This is a genomic window from Aliidiomarina taiwanensis (assembly GCF_003987015.1).
Classification (GTDB): Bacteria; Pseudomonadota; Gammaproteobacteria; order Enterobacterales; family Alteromonadaceae; genus Aliidiomarina; species Aliidiomarina taiwanensis.
In genome coordinates this window covers 755,992-776,857 of the sequence record NZ_PIPQ01000001.1, presented here as the reverse complement: position 1 = coordinate 776,857, position 20,866 = coordinate 755,992, and the positions used below count along the sequence as shown (strand labels likewise).

20 protein-coding genes are annotated in these 20,866 nt (G+C 47.4%); 17 read left to right on the top strand and 3 right to left on the bottom strand.

What is annotated here, in order from left to right; genetic code table 11:
• Positions 1–93 precede the first annotated feature (93 nt).
• A complete protein-coding gene (locus CWE15_RS03600; RefSeq protein ID WP_126756672.1) occupies positions 94–2,184 on the bottom strand; it encodes a TonB-dependent receptor family protein in 2,091 nt (696 codons plus the stop codon).
• A gap of 174 nt (positions 2,185–2,358) precedes the next feature.
• Between CWE15_RS03600 and CWE15_RS03595 the strand changes: the two genes are divergently transcribed.
• The 13 genes from CWE15_RS03595 (at position 2,359) to sufT (ending at position 15,033) form a co-directional block, all read left to right on the top strand.
• Entirely contained in the window at positions 2,359–3,231 is an 873-nt protein-coding gene (locus CWE15_RS03595) for a hypothetical protein (protein WP_126756671.1), read from the top strand.
• Between the two features lie 256 nt (positions 3,232–3,487).
• Positions 3,488–3,889 (top strand): GreA/GreB family elongation factor, encoded by a 402-nt coding sequence (locus CWE15_RS03590; protein WP_126756670.1) that lies wholly within the window; start codon positions 3,488–3,490, stop codon positions 3,887–3,889.
• Positions 3,890–4,036: 147 nt separating this feature from the next.
• Entirely contained in the window at positions 4,037–4,462 is a 426-nt protein-coding gene (locus CWE15_RS03585; protein WP_126756669.1) for a gamma-glutamylcyclotransferase family protein, read from the top strand.
• Between the two features lie 89 nt (positions 4,463–4,551).
• Entirely contained in the window at positions 4,552–6,399 is a 1,848-nt protein-coding gene (locus tag CWE15_RS03580; RefSeq protein ID WP_126756668.1) for a long-chain-acyl-CoA synthetase, read from the top strand.
• A 232-nt stretch (positions 6,400–6,631) separates the two neighbouring features.
• Positions 6,632–6,841, top strand: a complete 210-nt coding sequence (locus CWE15_RS03575) for a cold-shock protein (RefSeq protein WP_126756667.1) — start codon at positions 6,632–6,634, stop codon at positions 6,839–6,841.
• A 127-nt stretch (positions 6,842–6,968) separates the two neighbouring features.
• On the top strand, positions 6,969–8,864 hold the full coding sequence (locus CWE15_RS03570; RefSeq protein WP_126756666.1) for a CASTOR/POLLUX-related putative ion channel: 1,896 nt from the start codon (positions 6,969–6,971) through the stop codon (positions 8,862–8,864).
• Between the two features lie 33 nt (positions 8,865–8,897).
• Positions 8,898–9,323 carry a DUF3010 family protein gene (locus tag CWE15_RS03565; RefSeq protein WP_126756665.1) on the top strand — a complete coding sequence of 142 codons (426 nt, stop codon included), beginning with the start codon at positions 8,898–8,900 and terminating at the stop codon, positions 9,321–9,323.
• 130 nt (positions 9,324–9,453) lie between these two features.
• On the top strand, positions 9,454–10,890 hold the full coding sequence (gene sufB / locus CWE15_RS03560) for a Fe-S cluster assembly protein SufB (protein ID WP_126756664.1): 1,437 nt from the start codon (positions 9,454–9,456) through the stop codon (positions 10,888–10,890).
• A gap of 3 nt (positions 10,891–10,893) precedes the next feature.
• Entirely contained in the window at positions 10,894–11,652 is a 759-nt protein-coding gene (gene sufC, locus CWE15_RS03555; protein WP_126756663.1) for a Fe-S cluster assembly ATPase SufC, read from the top strand.
• Positions 11,649–12,911, top strand: a complete 1,263-nt coding sequence (sufD, locus tag CWE15_RS03550) for a Fe-S cluster assembly protein SufD (protein WP_126756662.1) — start codon at positions 11,649–11,651, stop codon at positions 12,909–12,911. The genes sufC and sufD overlap by 4 nt, the downstream gene beginning before the upstream one ends.
• A complete protein-coding gene (locus tag CWE15_RS03545; RefSeq protein WP_126756661.1) occupies positions 12,908–14,131 on the top strand; it encodes an aminotransferase class V-fold PLP-dependent enzyme in 1,224 nt (407 codons plus the stop codon). Before sufD ends, CWE15_RS03545 begins: the two co-directional genes overlap by 4 nt.
• 10 nt (positions 14,132–14,141) lie before the next feature.
• On the top strand, positions 14,142–14,501 hold the full coding sequence (locus CWE15_RS03540) for a HesB/IscA family protein (protein WP_126756660.1): 360 nt from the start codon (positions 14,142–14,144) through the stop codon (positions 14,499–14,501).
• 1 nt (position 14,502) lies between these two features.
• Positions 14,503–15,033: a putative Fe-S cluster assembly protein SufT gene (gene sufT, locus CWE15_RS03535; RefSeq protein WP_126756659.1), complete on the top strand. Its 531-nt coding sequence runs from the start codon at positions 14,503–14,505 to the stop codon at positions 15,031–15,033.
• A 23-nt stretch (positions 15,034–15,056) separates the two neighbouring features.
• Here sufT and dauA read toward each other — a convergent pair whose 3' ends face one another.
• A complete protein-coding gene (gene dauA, locus CWE15_RS03530; protein ID WP_126756658.1) occupies positions 15,057–16,802 on the bottom strand; it encodes a C4-dicarboxylic acid transporter DauA in 1,746 nt (581 codons plus the stop codon).
• A gap of 150 nt (positions 16,803–16,952) precedes the next feature.
• Between dauA and CWE15_RS03525 the strand changes: the two genes are divergently transcribed.
• Positions 16,953–17,363, top strand: a complete 411-nt coding sequence (locus tag CWE15_RS03525) for a SufE family protein (protein WP_126756657.1) — start codon at positions 16,953–16,955, stop codon at positions 17,361–17,363.
• Positions 17,364–17,365: 2 nt separating this feature from the next.
• Here CWE15_RS03525 and iscR read toward each other — a convergent pair whose 3' ends face one another.
• Entirely contained in the window at positions 17,366–17,833 is a 468-nt protein-coding gene (gene iscR, locus CWE15_RS03520) for a Fe-S cluster assembly transcriptional regulator IscR (protein WP_126756656.1), read from the bottom strand.
• Between the two features lie 218 nt (positions 17,834–18,051).
• On the opposite strand from iscR, the gene CWE15_RS03515 reads away from it, so the two are divergent.
• Genes CWE15_RS03515 through CWE15_RS03505 form a run of 3 tightly spaced genes read left to right on the top strand, consistent with a single transcriptional unit; the run spans position 18,052 to position 20,796 of the window.
• Positions 18,052–19,383, top strand: a complete 1,332-nt coding sequence (locus CWE15_RS03515) for an NAD(P)/FAD-dependent oxidoreductase (RefSeq protein ID WP_126756655.1) — start codon at positions 18,052–18,054, stop codon at positions 19,381–19,383.
• A gap of 10 nt (positions 19,384–19,393) precedes the next feature.
• Positions 19,394–19,741, top strand: coding sequence for a hypothetical protein (locus tag CWE15_RS03510; RefSeq protein WP_126756654.1), 348 nt, complete (start codon positions 19,394–19,396; stop codon positions 19,739–19,741).
• Between the two features lie 14 nt (positions 19,742–19,755).
• Positions 19,756–20,796 carry a porin gene (locus tag CWE15_RS03505; protein WP_126756653.1) on the top strand — a complete coding sequence of 347 codons (1,041 nt, stop codon included), beginning with the start codon at positions 19,756–19,758 and terminating at the stop codon, positions 20,794–20,796.
• Positions 20,797–20,866: the final 70 nt, after the last annotated feature.

Here is a 20,866-nt window from a genome sequence, read left to right as displayed (position 1 = left end):
GAAGGGGAGACTATGGTAGGAAAAATGGTGGTTTTTATCAAACAAAATAGGCCCCGCTCTGAAAGCACCAGTGCGGGGCCGGAAGGCTACAGATTAAAAGCTGTAGCGCACACCTACTTCAAAAGAGCGCTCAGGGCCAACATAAATACCTTGGCGTAAGCCGGCAATGTAGTCTTTGTCGGCTAAGTTTTTCACCGAGCCATGGACACTCAGTTGCGGGCTTACTTCATACTGTGCGAATAGGTCGAGCACAGTGTAAGCTGGCAATTGACCGCCCCAAATGCCACCCGCTGCTTCGTCTGGAATAGCTACAGTGTTGTCTGGGCTACCAAACTGCTCACCGCGGTGATGTGCGGTTAAAGCTGCGCTAAACTTGTCTGCGCTGTAATTTAGGCCAATGTTCGCCACAATTTTAGGCGCATAAGGTAAGCGGTTGCCTGCGTATTCACCGGTTTTAAATTCAGAGGTAGGCACCCAGGTTGCATTGGTGTCTATACGAAAACCGTGACCCAAGTTATAGCCAAAGACGAACTCCATACCCAGATGCTCAGTTTTTCCCGCGTTCGACTTAGACAGGTTCGGGTTGCTGTTTCCGGTGACAACCTGGTTGTTAAAGTCCATGTAGAAAGCGGCAACTTCAAAGTTAGCTTGCTCTGTGCTTCCACGTACACCCACTTCATAGTTGGTGGAGCGTTCACCGTCGAGCTCTTGGTCGGTAAGACCATCTAAGGCCACGCCGTTAGAAGCAGGGGAGAAGGCACGATAGACCCCCCCATAAACCTGGGCAGATGCGCTTAATTCATAGGTTGCACCTACACCAGGCAGGACTTCCGTGTTTTTCGTGCTGGCACGGTCATTTTGCGAGGTTAAAATAGTACGGGTTTGCTCGTAAGACTCAACACGCACGCCCGGCGTAATGGCTAAACGGTCCGTTGGCGAGAAGCGGGTTTGCGCATAGGCAGCAACACTGGTGGCTTCGTCGACACGGTGACGGTCGTTGACCCCGGTGCGGTCTTGATCGCGGGTGGCGCGAATACGGGTGTCGTTTGACTTCTCACGCATGAAGCGAAGACCAAACTCACTGTAGGCGGTAGCACCCATAAGGGCGTGATCAAAAGATAAACGCGACTCAATGCCCGTACGCTCAAAGGAGCGGTTATTACCGGTTAAGTTGTCTGTATATACCCAGCGACCCGCAGCATTCGAGGCGTCTGTGTCGACACTGTAACGCCAGTAGTCGCGGCTCACTTCGCTCCAGTACACCAAGGTTTTCAAGCGCATGCCGTTGTCTAAGAACCACTCGTGGTTTGCGTCAAAGGCAGTGCGCTCGGTTAGGTACCAGTCGTCCGGCGCTGCGTTGTAGCGCTCACCGGCTAAGTAGTCACCCAAAAACAGTCCGCGGTATGAAATATTGGCGTCGTTTTCATACCAAGAAAACTTCATGCCCACGCGTTGGTTGTTGTCTAATTCCATACCAGCCTTAAACATGATGTCGTTCATGTCGTAGCCTTTGTCCATAAAACCGTCGCTTTCAGCATGGGTTGCTACGACACCAGCAAAAGCGTCACCTGAACGGCTTTCTTGACCCGCTTCAATGTTCACTTCGCGCATGTTGTATGAACCAACACGGCTTGAAAGAGAAACACCGTCGGTCGGTGTTTTTGTTTGGTAGTTCACGACGCCACCAATGGTAGAAGGTCCGTAGCGTAATGAAGCGGAGCCTTTTAATACTTCGACACTGTCAACGCGTTGAATGCGTGGGTTGAAGTAGCGGTCATTGCCGATAAACAAGCCTGGAGCAACGGGTACGCCGTCTTCAAGTACAAGTGACTTAGACTCGCTTGCCGAAAGGCCGCGCATACCGAAGTTGGCAACAATAGAGGTTTCTTCTTCACCTTTTACATTAATACCCGCCACACGACGTAAAATGTCTTCAGTGGACAACGGCTGAACACGTTCTATTTGCTCGCGGCTAATTAATACCACGGTACCGGTTTCGTCGTAGCTGTGCGCTTGTTGCGAGCCAGACACACGAATAACTTCGATGCTTGGCATGGGTTTAGACGCTTCACTGCTTTCTTCTTTTTCATTCGCATTGTCTGCGGCAAGGGCTGCATTCGACATTAACACAAGCATAACAGCAGATGCTATTTTGGTCGGTTGCAAAAGGCCTCGGTTCGGCATTGATATGACTCCATTTTTATTACAACAAGTTAGTTGCGTGGATTCTAAAGCGTAATGAGAATGATTGTCAATTGCGACATGAAGGTTTTTTTTGAATCTAAAAAGAACAGGTGCATTCAAGAAATCAATTGGTATGCTGTTGAAGAAACAACAGGTTCATGAGAAGAACAAGCCATGAAAGATATGTATAAAAAAGCGCGCAGCCAAAGAAGGAATGGGGCGTCAGCACAAGTTATTCGAGATTTATTTCGTGAACAGGGCTTCAGTATTGTCGACGCCGACCAGTTTTTATTGCGCGAGACAACCAAAAACAAACACCCCTTCGTTCGTTGGCTGTGGTTTGCAGGGGGGGCTTATTTATGGGCGCTCGTGCTGTTTGTATTGAGCAAAAGCTTGGGCTTTACTGTGCAACAGCAGTCGGTGAATTTGGGCACCTTGGCTTTAGCTTTGTTTGCTGTGGGCTTTTTGTTTCGACCTAAACCCCAACAGTTAAAGCGACGCACGGCGTTCACCGTGGTGGAGCTGTTATTCCCTGCGGCTTGTATCGCCTTATGTGCAGTATTGTTTGCTCATCCAGGTTGGCCGTCACCACGGTTGCCAGATGGTGGGGCCCTTATGTCTACTCTGTGGCCATTGATGTGGTTAGGTGCTTGGCTGGGACCTCAGGTGTTGGCTGTGGTGGCTTTATTAATAGGGCACTATGCTTTATTGAATATTCGCACCAGTTTTTTTGTTTACCTGCAGGACAGGGTGACAGAGGCTTGGCGTAAACGGCTGCGTGTGTATTATCGCGACCAGCTCATTCAGGCCGAGTTTGTACCGGAAAATTACGCTAACAACCTGAGTGTCAAAATAGTGAAACTGCTGACTTCCCACACAGAATGGAACCCAAAGTCTGTTATCGAACTTTATGCACTTGGCATTCAAGTGCACGTGCAACCCACCGGTGGCGGTGGTGCAGTGTTAGTCGCTACAGCCCTTGCTAGTAGTGCTACTGAAGGTATGCCAAAAACCTTGGAAGTCGAAGCATTGGAGCTAGATAAATAAGCTTGCCTTTTTGTACGGAAGGGTTAATATCAAGGTGGATTAAAAAACGAGGCTATGGCGATCAATACGTTAATTGCAACACTGAACAGAGTACTTCCTTACCTTACTTAAGCTCTCAAGCCTTGTGCCGTGCGCTTAGTTTTAAGGTACGGCAGCACTTCAATATCACCATTAAATAAAACATCATTTCCAATAACAGTTAGCCGCTTGCTTTTCAGCAAGTGGTTTTGCACGACTTTTTATAAAGGATAAGACCATGAACACACAACCAGACTTAATTTTGTCTGCGCACCACTTAAACTTAATTGAAGAGTGGATAGAAAAACTAGATTTAGACGAACAGCGTGTAGAAGAGCTTGAAACAGAGCTGGCTCGTGCGCAAATAGTGAAACATTTTGATTTGCCAAAAGACCGTGTTGGTATGGGCAGCCGAGTCACTTTCCAATTAGGAAATAAAGCAGAAACCTTCACGAAAACCTTGTGTTTTCCACATGAGTTAAAAGATTTCGAAGATGGAATTTCAATTTTTGCGCCTATTGGCAGTGCGTTATTAGGGCTGGCAATTGGTCAAACAATTCATTGGCCGGGCGCTCGTGGCGAACAGGTTGTGAAAATTATAGATGTGGAACAAGAGCTTGTAGAGAGTGGAGCCGAGTAGGCTCCACTAAAAGATCTGCCCTAACCCTGCCAAACCCATGCCACCTGTGCACTCCCTAAGGTACGTCAAATAATGACAGAGTAGTTTTATATTCTGAATAAACTATTATTTATAGACAGCTTATTTGCCTTACATGGAGTATGAGATATGGCGTCGCTTTCATTATTATTCACTTATGGCAGTTTAAAGAAAGAAGGGAGTAACCATGAGCTCATTGCAGGTGCGAATTATTTAGGGCGTTTTTTTACCAAAGAAAACTATGTTCTGCTGCCAGGGCCTGGGTTTCCTTATTTATTAAAACCCGATCAGTTTCCAGAACGGCCAGCGCTGAAAGTGTCCGGTGAGTGCCATTTAATAAACAGTAAAATGCTAGAGGCCACAGACCACTTAGAAGCGAATGGTATTTTCTATCAACGTGAAGAAATTAACGTGTTGTCACAGGCTACGGCGGAGGAGCAAGTGGCTTGGGCTTATTTCCTGCGTGATGTTAAATTTGCTGATGCCGAGTCTTTTGCTACGGATATCTCCAAGGTGTTTAATTCACGCACACAAAAATATGAATGGCGATGTTAGAAGGTCTATTTGCCTTCTTTTTAAGCTACTGTAGTATGAGTTTTGGTTCAGTTCACTGCTAAAACTTATTGAAGGTATCCGATTGCCCCATGCTACAGCCTCCCTCAATACCAACATACAATAAACCTCATTCTATTTGGGATATAGCCAAAGCAGTTTTAAAATTCACACCGCGCTTGCCGCAGTTTCTTTGGTGCAACTTGACATTAGCGCGCAGCAACCCAAGTACCCAAGGCTCGCCTGGGTACTTCTTTCAGCAACAAGCACAGCTTCAGCCAGAGGCTCCTTTTTTACGCTATGAAAATACTTGCTACACCTATGGAGTATTCAATGCGTGGGTGAACCAGTTGGCTCACACATTAAAACAGCAGGGTATCGGCAAGGGTGACTGTGTTGGTGTCATGCTTGAAAACCGCCCTGAATTAATAGCCTTGGTATTGGCGGTGAATAAAACGGGTGCTATTGCAGGTATGCTGAACCACAAGCAACGTGAACGCACACTTGCGCATAGCTTGGACTTGATTCAGCCTAAGTTAATGCTGGTGGGTAGTGAATGCCTCGATGCCTACCAAACGGCAAAATCTTATGTGCAAGACTGGAATATGCAGGACGTGCCAACGTTCTCCTTACCCGATGCATCAAGCACAGAGCAAGCGGCGAGTGTGTACGGAAATTTCTTGCAGTTAAGTGCGCAGCAAAGCACTGAAAACCCAACGGAAGCACAACAGCTGAGGTTAGGCGACGTGTGTTATTACGTTTTCACTTCAGGCACCACAGGCTTACCGAAAGCCGCACCTATGACAAATTTACGGTGGTTTAAAGCCGGCTTGGGCTTTGGCCGCATGTCCATGCACTTAACGGCCAAAGACACCTTGTATTGTTGCTTGCCTTTTTACCACAACACGGCACTTGCCATTGGCTTAAGCTGCGTGGTAAACACCGGGGCGTGCTTAGCCTTAGCAAGGCAGTTTAGTGCCAGCGGGTTCTGGCAGGACATTCAACACTTTCAAGCGACCAGCTTTGTGTACATAGGTGAAGTGTGCCGCTACTTGTTAAATAGGGTGCAACAAGCAGCTGAGCAGGAACACCAAGTACGAGTTGTGGTTGGCAACGGGTTGCGGCCAGAGCTTTGGGACGCCTTCGAACAACGCTTTGGAATAACCCGCATATGTGAGTTATATGGGGCAAGTGAAGGGAATATAGGCTTTGTTAATGTGTTTAACTTAAAGCGTACGGTTGGTTTTTCACCCATGAAGTACCGTATTATTCGTTTTGATGTCAATACGGAACAACCTGTTTTAGGGCCTAATGGCCACATGCAGCGGGTAAAAAAAGGCGAGGTCGGTTTATTGCTCAGCGAGGTTTCGCGCAAGGCGCCCTTTGACGGTTATACAAAGTCTGAAGCGAACGAAAGCAAGCTGCTTCGCAACGTTTTTAAGCCGGGTGACTGCTGGTTTAATACCGGCGACTTAGTCCGCGACCAGGGGTACCGGCATGTGGCATTTATTGACCGGGTAGGCGACACCTTTCGCTGGAAGTCTGAAAATGTAGCCACCACGGAAGTAGAAGCTGAACTTCATACTTTTGCACCTATTGCCGAGGCCGTTGTGTATGGGGTGAAGGTGCCCTATACCGAAGGCAGGGCGGGCATGGCGTCTTTGGTGATGGAACAAGGGCGTAGTTTTGATGTGCAAAGCTTCTACCAGCATATTAAAGACAAACTGCCAGACTATGCTGTACCAGTGTTTGTTCGCTTACGCCAGCAACACGAAACCACAACGACCTTCAAAGTTAAAAAAGCCAAGTTAAAGCAAGAAGGCTTTCTACCCAGCTGTTCGAATGAGCCTATTTTTGTATTGGTAAGCCGACAACTCGGTTACCAGCCTCTCGATGAGCAGCTTCTGGCCGACATTCAGGCAGGGCGCATGCGTTTTTAAATAAGGGCTGGCGCCGATATATGAAAAAGAGTGAAAGAATTACATTGCTATTAGGGCGAATTGCTGTAGTATACGTCTCGTGCTTGAAAAGAATATCGATTTAAATCTCCATCACGTTGCAAGTTGTCTACGTTCTGAAGTTCCTTAAGTTTGAATATGTTTTCCTGCACCACCTGCCAAAAGCAATGTTGCTCGCGGCTTTCAAATTAAGAAATTTCAGGATTAAAATATTATGTCAGATACAATTACTGGTACAGTGAAGTGGTTCAACGAGTCTAAAGGTTTTGGTTTCATCGAGCGTGAAGGCGGACCAGACGTATTCGCACACTTCAGTGCAATTACCGGTAGCGGTTTCAAAACCTTAGCTGAAGGCCAAAAGGTTTCTTTCACCGTAACTCAGGGCCAGAAAGGTCCTCAAGCTGAAAACATCGTTGCTCTATAATTTATAGGCAAGTGTTTTAGCAAACAGTTTTCTAAGGCAGCCCACGGGCTGCCTTTTTCTTTGCGTGTTTTTCCTATCCCTGTCATAGTTTAGTTCTTGAGTTTTCTACAGAAAGGCCTACCGACATATGTTTAAACTCCGTTTCGTTGACCGACTGAAATACATTATGGAACGTACCCTCGATGGCGGCCCTTTTGGGCAATTGCTTTTAGTAGTGGTGATTGTCATTTTGGTTGCGGTTGGTGGTGGCTTGGCCATGTACTTGTTAACTCCCGCAGATGTCATGAGTGAAGAAGTCTGGTGGTCGTTTTTACGGTTAACAGATCCTGGCTATTTAGGCGATGATCATGGGCTATGGCGGCGGGTTGTTTCGGTTATTTTAACCATGCTTGGCTATGTTTTGTTTATGGGTACCTTGGTGGCTATTATGACCCAGTGGTTGTCGCAACTTATGCGTCACTTGGAACAGGGCCATACCCCCATAACCTTTGAGTCCCATCGCGTGGTGCTTGGCTGGACTTCGCGTACTTTAACTATTTTAAGAGAGTTATTAGAGCACGGTGAAAAGTGGGGTGCTGAAAGCCGAATTGCTGTGCTTGCCGACGATATCTCTGAAGGCCCACTGAATGAAGTTTACAATGCGCGTTGGCGACGCTCTGAGCGCCGCCGCGTGGTGCTTCGTTCAGGTTCCACCTTAAACCCGGAACACTTACATCGAGTGGCCATAGAACAAGCCGACACTGTGATTATTCCACGCCGCAGCAATGAGCACGAGTCACAACTTAACGCCGATGCTGATATTATTAAAGTATTGCTTTCAATTGATGCCCAAACTGCAGAAATAAGCGAGCGTCCTTTGGTTGTGGCTGAACTTTATGACGCGACCAAAATACCAGTTGCCTTGCATACCTACCACGGTCCTTTGCAAATTATTCCAAGTAATACTGTGATAGCGCGAATGATAGCCCGGAGTATTATTTATACGGGCCTAATGCGGGTATTAAATGCCTTACTTATCGACGAAGCCTATCCTTATTTGGTGCCTAAATACTTTCCCAGCCTGATTGGGAAAACCTGGGCTGACGTGTATGCCTACTTTGACGACGCAACACCGTGCGGCTTGTTACGAACCGCAGAGGGCCGAAATGAAACCTTATTAGCTCCGCCTTTAGACACTGTGCTTAAAGCGGGCGACCGCATTATTTTATTAGCTGACTCGGATGATAAGCCACAAGCATTACGCAAGCCACGGCCAGCAGTTGCGCAAGTAACTGCTGCCCCATTAATAAAAAAGAGCCAAGAAAAACGTCAGCGCATTCTTGTGCTGGGTTGGAGTAGCCGTGTACCCCGTGTATTAGAAGAGCTGGCACAGGCGCGGTCCTTGTATGCTGAGGTTACCCTGGTGTCGTCTTTACCCACTGATGAGCGTGAACAAGCGCTTGCGCAGCAGCTAGGAGAAGACTGGCCGGGCACCACGACTTGTATACAGGCAGACTATACCGAGCAGCATGTACAAGAGCAGCTACAGCCGCACACTTTTGACTCGGTTCTGTTGTTTAGTAGCGATCGCTTGGGTACCGGTGAAGAGGCCGATGCACGAAGTATCGTAGCTTTTATGGTGCTGAATTATTTGCTGAGTATTGCACCAAAAGGGCGAGTTCAGCCGCATATTCTGTTAGAATTGCAAGATCAAAGTAATGCTGTGTATGTAAGCCATACACAAAGTGACCTGGTGGTGAGTTCTGTGGTGATTTCCCACATGCTAGCTCAGGTTGCATTACACCCCGGTTTACGCTCAGTCTACGACGACTTATTGTCGAGCGAGGGAGCACATTTAGGCATTCGTTACTTACCTGAATCGCTTCATGGCGAACGTACCATGGCAGACATTCAAGGGTATGTACTAGCTGAAGGTGGCGTGTTGCTTGGGGTAAGCCCAACAAGCAACGACCTTATTTTAAACCCAGAGGCTCAGGCGCGGTTTACCTTCGGTCCAGAAAGTCAGCTTATTGTTATTCAATAACAGCGAGCACACGGTAATAGGAGCAAGAAAAGTATGCGTGTATGCGCAGTAGAAATAAAAAGCAATGAAATGCTTTTTTGTTTATTAGCAAAGAAAGACGGTTTGTTTACTATTCCGGATTGCCGACAAAACCGGTTACAACTGCTGCAGGACAAAGAGGCAGACAGTCTTCGTAAACTGCAGTTCACGTTAAAAAAGCTGGTAGAAGACTACCGCATAGACGCCTTTGTTATTAAAGAAAGAATGCAAAAGGGCAAGTTTGCCGGCAGTGCCGTTGGGTTTAAAATAGAAGCAACCATTCAGCTGATAGACGAAGTAGACACCTACATTCTTTCCAGCACCGAACAAAAAGAAATTTTGAAGCGCAATCCTATCCCTGTGGACTTTGCTGAAACAGGCTTACGAAAGTTTCAGGAATCCGCCTTTGTTACGGGTTACACATTTTTATCTAAACGCTAGTTCCCGCACTTTCTATGTAGAGCATATGGCCCACTATGTACCCCATAGTGGGCATTCAGTAATACTTGAGTGATTTAGTCGGGTAATGTACTATAAGCACATAAAGATTAGCGAGTCGTGAGGTTTTAGTATGAGTGAACAAATCGAACAAGCCATCTCTCGAGAGTACGAAGCAGGCTTCGTTTCTGATATCGAGTCGGATACGTTTCCGCCAGGCTTAGATGAAGACGTTATTCGTCGTATTTCAAAAATGAAAGACGAGCCAGAGTGGATGCTTGAGTGGCGTTTACAAGCGTTTCGCTCATGGCAAAAAATGGAAGAGCCTGACTGGGCGCACCTTGGATACGAGCCGATCGACTACCAAGAAATTTCCTATTACTCAGCGCCTAAGAGCATGAAGGACAGACCAAAGTCCCTTGACGAAGTTGACCCTGAGTTGCTGCGTACCTATGAAAAGCTAGGTATTCCTTTGCACGAACAAGAAGTGCTAGCAGGGGTTGCTATGGACGTAGTGTTCGACTCGGTTTCTGTTGTCACCACATTCCGGGAAAAGCTTGCAGAAGCAGGCGTTATTTTCTGTCCTATTTCGGAAGCGATTCGTGAATACCCAGAATTGGTTAAAAAATACCTTGGAACCGTTGTACCCCGAACAGATAACTTCTTTGCTGCTTTAAACAGCGCAGTGTTTACCGACGGATCGTTTGTTTATATTCCTAAAGGCGTGCGTTGCCCAATGGAGCTCAGCACCTACTTCCGTATAAACGAACTGAACACGGGGCAGTTTGAGCGTACTCTGATTGTTGCAGAAGAGGGAAGCTATGTTAGCTACCTTGAAGGTTGTACCGCGCCTATGCGTGACGAGAATCAGCTGCATGCGGCGGTTGTTGAGCTTGTTGCGTTAGACAACTCTGAAATTAAATACAGCACAGTACAAAACTGGTACCCAGGCGATGAAAATGGCGTGGGTGGCATTTACAACTTTGTTACCAAGCGTGGTGTTGCAGAAACAAACGCAAAAATTTCGTGGACACAGGTTGAAACGGGCTCGGCTATTACCTGGAAGTACCCAAGCTGTATTTTACGTGGCGACAACAGTGTCGGCGAATTCTATTCGGTGGCGCTTACCCGTGCTCGTCAGCAAGCGGACACAGGTACGAAAATGATCCACCTAGGTAAAAACACCACGTCGACCATTATTTCGAAAGGTATTTCTGCCGGAAACAGTAGCAACGCCTACCGTGGTTTAGTAAAAATGGGGCCGAATGCAGATGGTGCCCGTAACTTTACCGAGTGTGACTCTCTGCTGATTGGGGACACCTGTGCGGCGCACACATTCCCATATATTGAGAGCGCTAACCCGTCGGCCATTGTTGAGCACGAAGCAACCACCTCGACAGTAAGTGACGACCAATTATTCCTATGCCAACAGCGCGGCCTCGACATTGAGAAAGCTATTTCCATGATAGTAAACGGCTTTTGTAAAGATGTATTCCGAGAGTTGCCGATGGAGTTCGCAGTTGAAGCGGGCAAGTTATTAGAAATTAGTCTTGAAGGTTCAGTGGGGTAAAAGATGTTAAAAATTGAAGGTTTACACGCCAACGTAGAAGGCAATGAAATTCTTAAAGGGTTAGACATGACAGTAAACCCTGGTGAAGTACACGCCATTATGGGCCCCAATGGTGCTGGTAAAAGTACCTTAGGTTATGTGCTGTCTGCTCGTGAAGAATATGAAGTAACGGCTGGTAAGGTGAGCTTTAAGGAACAAGACTTACTTGAGCTAGAAGTAGACGAGCGTGCCCGTGCTGGTGTTTTCCTTGCGTTTCAGTACCCCGTTGAAATTCCTGGCGTAAGCAACATGGAATTTTTAAAAGAAAGCGTGAATGCTGTACGCAAAGAGCGTGGCCAAGAGGCTTTAACAGCAGCTGAGTTTTTAAAACGAGCCAAAGAAGCCTGTAAGCAGGTGAACCTACCTCTAGACTTTTTAAAGCGCGGGGTGAACGAAGGCTTCTCGGGTGGTGAAAAGAAGCGTAACGAAATTATGCAAATGATTATGCTTGAGCCCACTCTGTGTATTCTGGATGAGTCAGACTCTGGCCTTGATATTGATGCGCTAAAAGTAGTTGCCGATGGCGTAAACAGCCAGCGCAGCGACGACCGAAGCTTTATTGTTATTACCCACTATCAGCGTTTATTAGACTTTATTAAGCCAGACTTTGTACATATTCTAGCGGACGGGAAAATTGTGAAAAGTGGTGGCCCTGAACTTGCCAAAGAAGTTGAAGCAAGTGGTTATGCATGGTTGGAAAATCATGAGGAGGCGAGTGCATGAGCCAGTGGTTAGCAAGTGTCATTGACCGAGCAAATTCGGTTGACGATTGGTTGCGCCCGGTTCGTCAAGAAGCGGTTGCGCAGCTAAAACAAACAGCTTGGCCAACACGTCGCACAGAAGCTTGGCGTTACACCTCTTTGCATGCGTTAAAAGACTTGACCTTAGCGGAACCGACAGCGGCACCTGCTAGTACGGAAGCGCCTGCCATTACAGACCTAAACAGCCTAGACATTGTGTTTGTTGACGGTGTGCCAACAACGGACATTGGGTCCTTAAATACCCCGGAAGGGGTTCGCATTTATGCGTTAGATAACGCAAGCGAAGAAGCGCAGACACAAGCAAAAAAAGTAATGAACCAAGCCAAAAATGCGTCCCATTTATTTGGTTTAGTAAACGACGCCTTAGCTCAGCAAGGTGTGGTTATTGACGTGGCGGACGGCGCTATTGTCGAACAGCCTATTCGTGTTGTGAATTATGTGAGTGCAGGTGTTGAGTCCCACAATCGCGTGTTGGTGAAGTTGGGCGCTAAGGCACAGGCCACCATTATTGAACATGGTGCGGGCCAAGGGAACAGCATGAACACGGCTTTTGCCGAGTACCTCGTTGGTGACGAAGCAAAGCTTGAGCATTATCGGTTTGCACTGCATGGCGCAGACGCTATTCATATTGGTGGTAGCCACTTTAAGTTGGGCGAAGCCTCGCGCTTAAATAGCACAATAGTGGGCTATGGCAGCCAAGTAAGCCGCATTGATACGGACATTGTTCACGCTGCAGAGCATGCGGACGCCAAAATGAACTGCATTTATTTACTGGCGCCGAGCGAACATTTTGACTTGCATAGCTTAATTGAGCATGCGGAGCCAAACGGAACCACAGAGCAAAACGCACGGGGCATTGTGGGTGACAAAGGGCGCGCTGTATTTAGTGGCCGCATTTTGATTCATCGCGACGCTCAAAAAACGCTTGCTGAACTACACAACCGAAACCTGTTGTTGTCGCGCGGTGCACAAGTAAGCACTAAACCAGCGTTAGAAATTTACGCCGACGACGTGCAATGTGCACATGGTGCAACCATTGCGGAAATTGAAGAAGACGACCTATATTACTTGCAAACCCGTGGCATAAGCCGCGAGCAAGCGTTGGTTATGCTGAACTTTGGCTTTATACAAGAGCTCGTGAAGCAAATGCCAAATAAGGCCCTGTCTGCTTGGTTAGAGCCGCTCTTGCGGGAGCGCTTTAAAACAATGGAGCCCGCATGAGTTTTGATGTAAACGCCATACGCCGTGAGTTTCCAATTTTAAGCCGTGAAGTGCATGGTAAACCCTTGGTGTACTTAGACAGCGCAGCAACCACACAGAAGCCACAAGCAGTGATTGACGCCTTGGTTGAGTTTTACACCGAGTGTAACTCGAACGTACACCGCGGCGCCCACTTCTTGAGCGACGAAGCAACGCGCCGTTATGAAGCCGCCCGCGACATCGTGGCCGGGTTTATTAACGCGTCGCAGCGTGAAGAACTTATTTGGACCAGCGGTACCACAGAAAGCATTAACATTGTGGCGAAAGGCATGGCGCAGCAGCTGAAAGCAACTGACGAAGTGGTTGTGACTGAGCTTGAGCACCATGCGAATTTAGTGACCTGGCAACAAGCCTGTTTAGCCAGTGGTGCTAGCTTGAAGGTAGCGCCCATTGACGACAATGGGGCACTGAATATTGCTGCGTTTGAAGCTTTGATTAACGAACATACAGCCATGGTGTCGATGCCTCATGTGTCGAACGCGCTTGGAACGGTGAACCCCATTCAGCAGCTTATTGCCTATGTGCGCAACAAAGCGCCTAAAGCACTCGTGATGATTGATGGTGCCCAGGGTGTAGCCCACAGCACGGTGGATGTTCAGGCTTTAGACTGCGACTTTTATGCTTTTTCAGCCCATAAGTTATTTGGTCCAACGGGCATAGGTGCATTATGGGGCCGCTATCAGGTGTTAGAAAATTGGCCTGTTTGGCTAACTGGTGGCGAAATGATCGCGACAGTTAGCTATCAGGAGTCCACCTGGGGACCATTACCGAACCGTTTAGAAGCTGGCACACCGAATATTGCGGGTGCCATTGGAATGGCGGCAGGTATTCAGTGGCTTCAGCAGTTTGACATGGCCGACGTACAGCGTCATGAACAAGCGCTGATGGCGAAAGCAGTTGAACTTGGTCATGCAATGCCTGGTTTACGTTTAGTAGGCAACGCGCCAGAAAAAGTGGGCGTGTATAGTTTTGTAATGGATGCTGGGCACCCTGCGGATATCGGCTTTATTCTCGATCGCCAAGGCATTGCTATTCGCACCGGAGACCACTGTGCTCAACCCTTAATGGCGCGTTTGAATGTACCGGGCACGGCACGGGCTTCATTCTCAATTTACAATACGCTAGACGAAGTTGAACAGCTATTTGCTGGTTTACGAAAAGCACAAGAAATGCTCGCATAAAGGAGTCATTATGTCTGTTGAATCGTTTGTTCCTCAAAAAGAAGTGGTGTCTTTAACACCCACGGCAATGAAGCATTTTGAGTCGAAGTTGGCTTCAGCACCGGGCAAAATTATTCGTTTGTCGACAAAGGAAAGTGGCTGCACGGGCTTTGCTTATGTAGTTGACTTTGCAGACAAAGCTGAAGCGGACGACACGGTTGTCACGGTGAGCGACACCATTACTTTGGCTGTTGCTAATGCCTCTTTACCTATTCTAAAGCACACAGAATTAGACTATGTGAAAGAGGGTATTAATGGTGTGTTGAAGTTTAACAATCCGAATGTGGTTGACGCTTGCGGTTGTGGTGAAAGCTTTAGTGTAGGCCAGTAATATGGACAACATTATAACCACGACGCGGGAAGTAAAAGTTCGGCGTGTACCTACGGGCGAAGTGAGTATTTTGCCCAAGGGTGAGTTTATTAAAATAACCCAAGACCTGGGTGGAAACTACACTATTACCTGGAAAGGGAATATGTGGCGTATTGATGGTACCGACGCAGACGCCATAGGGCGCGAACCAACGGTGCTAGAATTTACCCCACCGATTGACGGGCGCATTGATGAAAAACAGGTATGGGAAGCGCTTGAAACCGTGTTCGACCCTGAAATACCTATTAACTTAGTGTCGCTAGGCCTTATTTACGGGGTGCAAGTGAACCAAGAAACAGGGCAGGTGGATATTCAAATGACACTTACAGCCCCTGGTTGTGGTATGGGCCCGGTACTTGTGGGTGACGTTGAATACCGTGTGAGTATGGTACCTAATGTAAAAAACGTGCAGGTTGAAATGGTATTCGATCCGCCTTGGTCACGTGACAAAATGAGTGAAGAAGCATTACTCGAAGCAGGGCTTTTCTTTTAAAAGCCCTGTCTTTTCTGTCGAACCTAGAGCGATTGCCAGTGCCGCGCGACACGTGCGGCTTCTTGCAAACTGCGGGTGTAGGTGAGTGTACCTCGCTGTTTTTGAATACCTGCGCGTCGTAGTTTTACAATAATGCGAGCGGGTAGTCCGACCAAAATCAATGAAATACCTTGCTTGTTTAAGTCTTCTATCAGCGTTTGCAAGGCCAGTATGGCACTTGCGTCTATGCTGGGAACGTCTTTCATATCTAAAATAACCATTTCCACATGCGGGTCCACTTGTTTGAGGCTGGAAATGGCCTTTTCGGCTGCCCCGAAAAACAAAGGTCCATTCACATCATACACCGCCACTGTATTCGGAAGTGCACCAATGTCTGGGTGGTCGTGTGCTGGGGTGGTGGTATGAGTGTAGTCGGCCATGCGCTTAATAAACAGGGCCGATGCAACCCCTACGCCCACAGCTACGGCCACAACCATGTCAAAGACCACCGTTAAGCCGAAGCAGGTGATAAGAACCAACACATCGCCACCGGGTGCAGAGCGCATGGTATGTATAAAGTGGCGTGCTTCACTCATATTCCAAGCCACAATAAACAGCAAAGCCGCTAAGCTAGTCATGGGGACTAAGCCCAGCACATCGGCAAGGAGGGTCACCGCCAGTAAAACAACGCCCGCGTGGGTCATCGCGGCTACGGGGGAATAGGCGCCACTGCGAATGCTGGTGGCGGTGCGCGCTATGGCCGCAGTCGCGGTAATGCCACCGAAGAAAGGCGTCACAATATTCCCTATGCCTTGGCCTATCAGTTCACCATTCGAGTCGTGCTTGGTTTTGGTCAGACCATCAGCAATAACGGCACAGAGCAAGGACTCAATGGCCGCAAGCACAGCAATGGCAAACGCAGGGCCAAGTAAAGCACGAATCAGGGTAAAGTCTACTTGCAGTGGTTCGCCATTTGGCCCCGGTAAATTCCAAGGGAGCACGAATGACGGGGCCATAGGTGGGATTCCTTGGCCGCTTTGCCCTTCAATGTGCCAACTAAAACTCGAGCTAATAGTGGCAATGGAGTCGACCAAGTGTGAGCCAAAGTAGCCAGAGTTAAGTAAGTAGGCTAACCCCGCGCTAAGCACTAAACCGACTAATGGGGCTGGGACGGGCAGTTTGGTGCGCGGCCACAGCAACATAACAAACAAACTAAACAAGCCAATGCCGAGTTCGTACAGGTTGAGTGTGCCGATGCGTTCAATAATATGCTGGAGATTCGCCAAAAAGTGACTGCTTTCTTCGGTAAGTTGGAGACCAAGAAAGTCTGGAATTTGTAAGGCGGCTATGACCACGGCTATTCCCGCGGTGAACCCAAGCACCACAGGGTAGGGAATAAAGCGTATAAGGCGACCCATTCGGCTCAACCCAAGAAAGAGCAAGATAAGCCCGGCCATAATGGAAGCAATGAGCAAGCCCCCTAAGCCATATTGCTGCACAATGGGAAATAAAATAACAATAAAAGCAGCGGTGGGGCCTGAAACATTAAAGCGAGTCCCCCCGGTTAAAGCAATGAGAAAGCCAGCAATAATGGCGGTATAAAGACCATGCTGCGGGGCGACGCCGGTGGCAATGGCAAGTGCCATGGACAAAGGCACGGCGACGGTACCTACGGTAAGACCTGCAAGAATGTCGTGGCGAATGTGCTTTTTGCCATAGCCCGCTTGGCGTGCAAGGGAGAGCCCAACGCCAATGCGGGGACGTGGAAATGATAGTCGGCCATGTGCCATTAAGAACCCTCCGAAAAAAGAAAATTTAAACTTAAGCTGGTGTGTGTCCATGCTATCATATACACATGGAACCACTTGGTTGTACTGCGCTTTTTCTTGAACCAAAGCGCTTCAGAATATTGTATCTATAAAGGATTAAATATTAACGCTATGAACTTACCTAGTACGCAGGACATTGTTGAAGATATTGAATTTTTAGACGATTGGGAGTCTCGTTATCAGTACATTATAGACTTAGGTAAAGGGCTTCCGAAAATAGACGAAGCACAACGATTACCTGAGTTTAAAGTGAAAGGCTGCCAAAGTGATGTATGGCTGATTGCCGATGCATCGGCTGAGAAAATGGCATTTCAAGTGGACAGTGACGCTGTGATCGTGCGCGGTTTATTAGGCCTGGTAATGGCGGCATATAACCATAAAACGCCACAAGAAATTACGGCGTTTGACATTGACGGCTATTTTAAGTCACTTGATTTAGAACGACACCTTTCCCCAACACGTGGTAATGGCCTGCGTGCCATCGTGGCAAAAATACAAAGCATCGCTAAAGCGGCTGCATAAATTTAGGTTGGCTGAACAGGTATTTTTTCCTGTTCAGCGTGTTTGTGCTGCTTTATTTGTGCCTGGGCCACGTGGTCTTTCGTTAAATCTGCCAGCGAGATTTCGTTTAAAAAGCTGGCAATTCTGTCGCTTAAATCAGACCATAAATTATGCGTTAAACAGCGCTCCCCGCCATTGCAGTTCGACTGTCCCTGACAACGGGTTGCGTCGACAGACTCGTTTACTGCATGAATAACGTCGGCTATGGTTACCTGGGCTGCAGAGCGCGTGAGCTTATAACCTCCCCCTGGCCCGCGGACGCTTTCGACCAAGCCAGCGCGGCGTAGCCGGGAAAAAAGCTGCTCTAAATAAGACAAAGAGATGTTTTGCCGCTCGGCAATATCTGAAAGTGGTATAGGCTGGTCGTTACCATATAAGGCAACATCTAACATAGCGGTAACCGCGTAGCGTCCTTTCGATGTTAACTTCATTTTTTACCCCATAAATATGCCGTATGCATCGCCCAAGAAACAAAATCTAATTGAGAATCATTCTCAATATGGCATAGCCTGACCAATTAGGTCAAGTATAGCAAGTATTGATTTAGAATAACTAATTGAATGAAGGGCTGGTTCCTTCGCAATTTTTATTTGCTTTAAATATTAGTATGTACTAATGAATATGTGTGTAACTTGAGGAGTACATATAAATGAGCAAAAAGAATTTGCTACAAAATAGTGAACGGCGTCACTTTATTAAGTTAATGGCTGCAGGTGCGGGTATAACCGCAGCAGGTATTGGCGCAATGACTGCGTTTACAGCTGATGCGATAGAAACAAAAAGTAAAATAGTGATTGTGGGCGCAGGAGCTGCAGGAATTTCAATTGCAAACCGTTTGGCTAGGGAAACAAATGGCGCTGACATTACCATTATAGACAGGCGTGAGCGACATACTTATCAGCCGGGTTTAACACTAGTGGCTACGGGTATTTGGCAGGCGGAAAAAGTGACCGATACAAACAGTCACTTTTTACCCAAAAATATTACCTGGTTAAAAGAGTCTGTGATTGATTTTAGCCCGGTCAGTAATGAGGTTGTGACGGACTTGGGTAAGCGAGTTCACTATGACTACTTGGTTGTTACTACGGGGCTGCAGCTTGATTTTGAAGCTATAGAAGGTATGCACCCAGGGGTAATAGGTCAACATGGCATTGCTTGTGTTTATGACTCGACAGAACATGCCACGGCAAGTTGGCAAGCAATTGATACGTTTACAGAGACTGGTGGAATTGGTGTATTTACACGCCCCCCAGGGCAATTGAAGTGTGCCGGTGCACCGTTGAAAATTGCCATGTTAACAGAACACTTACTACGAGAAAAAGGGAATCGTGAGCAAGCAGAGCTCATGTACACAGCGCCAGCAGGAGGACTATTTAGTCAACCAGATGTTAATACTTTCTTAAAAGAACATCTGCCCGGTCGAGGGTTTGATGTGCACTGGCATAGTCAGTTAAAAGCAATCGACGCTGAAGCAAGGCGGGCCACTTTTTTGACTGAACAAGGCTTGAAGCAAATAGATTACGACTTTATCCACGTAGTACCGCCAATGCGAGCGCCTGATGCTTTAAAGAACTCTGAGCTGGCTGCTCAACAAGGGCCTTTTGCCGCTGCTGGTTGGCTTGAAGTGAATAAATACAGTTTGCAGCATGTTCGTTTTGCTAATGTGTTTGGAGCTGGTGATTGTGTCGGTACGCCTATAGGAAAAACAGCTGCCAGCGTGAAAGCACAAGTGCCAGTGGTTGTTCGTAACCTGTTACAAGTCATTCAGGGTCAGGCTCCAGATGCTGTTTATAATGGGTACACCTCTTGCCCGTTAGTCACTGAAAAGGGAGAAGCCATGCTAGTCGAGTTCGACTATGAGCTCAATATGGTGCCGTCTTTTGGTTTTATTAATCCACTGAAACGCCACTGGGTACCGTGGTTAATGAAGGATTATATGTTACAAGGTGCTTATAACGCTATGCTGCGTGGGCGCGTTTAAGGAGAGTTAAATGAGCTTTTCAATTCTTGGGGTTTTCTCTGTTCTTTATGAATCAGCAAAGCCATTTGCAAGTTATTTGTTCTTGATCATATTTATTGAGCTGATTATTTGGATAATGGTTGCTAGAAATCGCGCGGTGAGCATCAGTGCACCATGGAAACACCGCGGTTTATTCTATTTAGCTGGAGTTGTTGGATTACTTTTTTTTATTTTGACACCTACATTAACAGGCTCCGGACACAGTCATTTGGTCGGTGTGTTAGACTATGGCGTATTGTTTTTAGTATCTGTAGCTGCAAGCGTTTCCGGGCTTTTATTACTCTGGGGACCGTGGCTACTTTTTGGGAAACGTAAATAGCTCAAGGGGGCTAAATGTTAGATGTCAAGTTAAAGCAAACGGCAATTGCTGGTGCGGTACTCTCTGTTTTAGGCTTTTCTGGTGTGGCATTGGCTGAAAGCGACGCAACCTACTTTCAGATTATGGCGCGAGCGCAAGTAGAATTAGTGAATGCGTCTGGTGACATCCCCAAATTAACCGGTGAAGATGGCTTTAACATAACCGATGCTTGGGGAAGTGGGCGTCCGAACAATCATAACTGGAGTGGCTTATTCCTTGATGGCGGACACGCCTTCAGTTCGAATTTCGAGTTGTTTGGTCGTTTGTCTTATAACTTTAATATGGACGGCTTGCCTGATGGGCGCGGTAAGTATTGTGACCTTTATCTTGGGATACGTGGTGACTTTGGTACTGTTCGCGCTGGACGTATTGAAACTCCTTATAAGCTTGCAGGCTTGGGCTGGGACCCAATGAATGCGACCTCTTTTCAAGCGCGCCGAAATGGTGGCCGTTCTGGAGGTGGTTTAGGGCATGCGGGCTATCATGACGATAGTATTGACTATAGCTTCAGTATGAATGGTATGAAGTTCACCGCTTTTTATTCGAAAAATGATGGTGGGCCCTCTGGCCCAGATCAAAACTCTATGTATGCAGCATCTGTTCTTGTGCCTGTAGGCTCTGTCGAGCTTTCATTAGCACATATCGATGCAGATAACCGAGGCGGCGGTAAGCGTGATGGCACTAAGTTTGGTGCGCGTTATAATGAAGGTGCATGGACCTTTGCCGGCCAGTACGAATTTCGTGGCACGGGCTTAGACAACGGTGACTACCTGTTTTTAACGGGGGCTTACAAAGCGGCTGTTGGGCAAGTATCACTCAGCTATGGTCGTTTCATGGATGATAGTTTAGGTGCTGTAGCTGATGGCGAGTATGTTGGTGTTGGCTTGGTTCGCCGTTTATCACCACAATTTGCTTACCATGCGGGGGTGCGATACACAGATCGTGATTCGGTGGGGTCTGAAACCATGGTGGGTCTGGGCTTCCGCTTTACCTATAAAAACCGCATGACGTGGTAACCTAGGCAAAGAGCCTAAAACCAATAACGCAATAAAAAACCCGGCGTGCTTTTTAGCAGGCCGGGTTTTT

Bases quoted from the DNA above. Each gene is read 5' to 3' on its own strand.
- CWE15_RS03600 (WP_126756672.1), bottom strand. From the start codon at position 2,184: ATGCCGAACCGAGGCCTTTTGCAACCGACCAAAATAGCATCTGCTGTT.
- CWE15_RS03595 (WP_126756671.1), top strand. From the start codon at position 2,359: ATGAAAGATATGTATAAAAAAGCGCGCAGCCAAAGAAGGAATGGGGCG.
- CWE15_RS03590 (WP_126756670.1), top strand. From the start codon at position 3,488: ATGAACACACAACCAGACTTAATTTTGTCTGCGCACCACTTAAACTTA.
- CWE15_RS03585 (WP_126756669.1), top strand. From the start codon at position 4,037: ATGGCGTCGCTTTCATTATTATTCACTTATGGCAGTTTAAAGAAAGAA.
- CWE15_RS03580 (WP_126756668.1), top strand. From the start codon at position 4,552: ATGCTACAGCCTCCCTCAATACCAACATACAATAAACCTCATTCTATT.
- CWE15_RS03575 (WP_126756667.1), top strand. From the start codon at position 6,632: ATGTCAGATACAATTACTGGTACAGTGAAGTGGTTCAACGAGTCTAAA.
- CWE15_RS03570 (WP_126756666.1), top strand. From the start codon at position 6,969: ATGTTTAAACTCCGTTTCGTTGACCGACTGAAATACATTATGGAACGT.
- CWE15_RS03565 (WP_126756665.1), top strand. From the start codon at position 8,898: ATGCGTGTATGCGCAGTAGAAATAAAAAGCAATGAAATGCTTTTTTGT.
- sufB (WP_126756664.1), top strand. From the start codon at position 9,454: ATGAGTGAACAAATCGAACAAGCCATCTCTCGAGAGTACGAAGCAGGC.
- sufC (WP_126756663.1), top strand. From the start codon at position 10,894: ATGTTAAAAATTGAAGGTTTACACGCCAACGTAGAAGGCAATGAAATT.
- sufD (WP_126756662.1), top strand. From the start codon at position 11,649: ATGAGCCAGTGGTTAGCAAGTGTCATTGACCGAGCAAATTCGGTTGAC.
- CWE15_RS03545 (WP_126756661.1), top strand. From the start codon at position 12,908: ATGAGTTTTGATGTAAACGCCATACGCCGTGAGTTTCCAATTTTAAGC.
- CWE15_RS03540 (WP_126756660.1), top strand. From the start codon at position 14,142: ATGTCTGTTGAATCGTTTGTTCCTCAAAAAGAAGTGGTGTCTTTAACA.
- sufT (WP_126756659.1), top strand. From the start codon at position 14,503: ATGGACAACATTATAACCACGACGCGGGAAGTAAAAGTTCGGCGTGTA.
- dauA (WP_126756658.1), bottom strand. From the start codon at position 16,802: ATGGCACATGGCCGACTATCATTTCCACGTCCCCGCATTGGCGTTGGG.
- CWE15_RS03525 (WP_126756657.1), top strand. From the start codon at position 16,953: ATGAACTTACCTAGTACGCAGGACATTGTTGAAGATATTGAATTTTTA.
- iscR (WP_126756656.1), bottom strand. From the start codon at position 17,833: ATGAAGTTAACATCGAAAGGACGCTACGCGGTTACCGCTATGTTAGAT.
- CWE15_RS03515 (WP_126756655.1), top strand. From the start codon at position 18,052: ATGAGCAAAAAGAATTTGCTACAAAATAGTGAACGGCGTCACTTTATT.
- CWE15_RS03510 (WP_126756654.1), top strand. From the start codon at position 19,394: ATGAGCTTTTCAATTCTTGGGGTTTTCTCTGTTCTTTATGAATCAGCA.
- CWE15_RS03505 (WP_126756653.1), top strand. From the start codon at position 19,756: ATGTTAGATGTCAAGTTAAAGCAAACGGCAATTGCTGGTGCGGTACTC.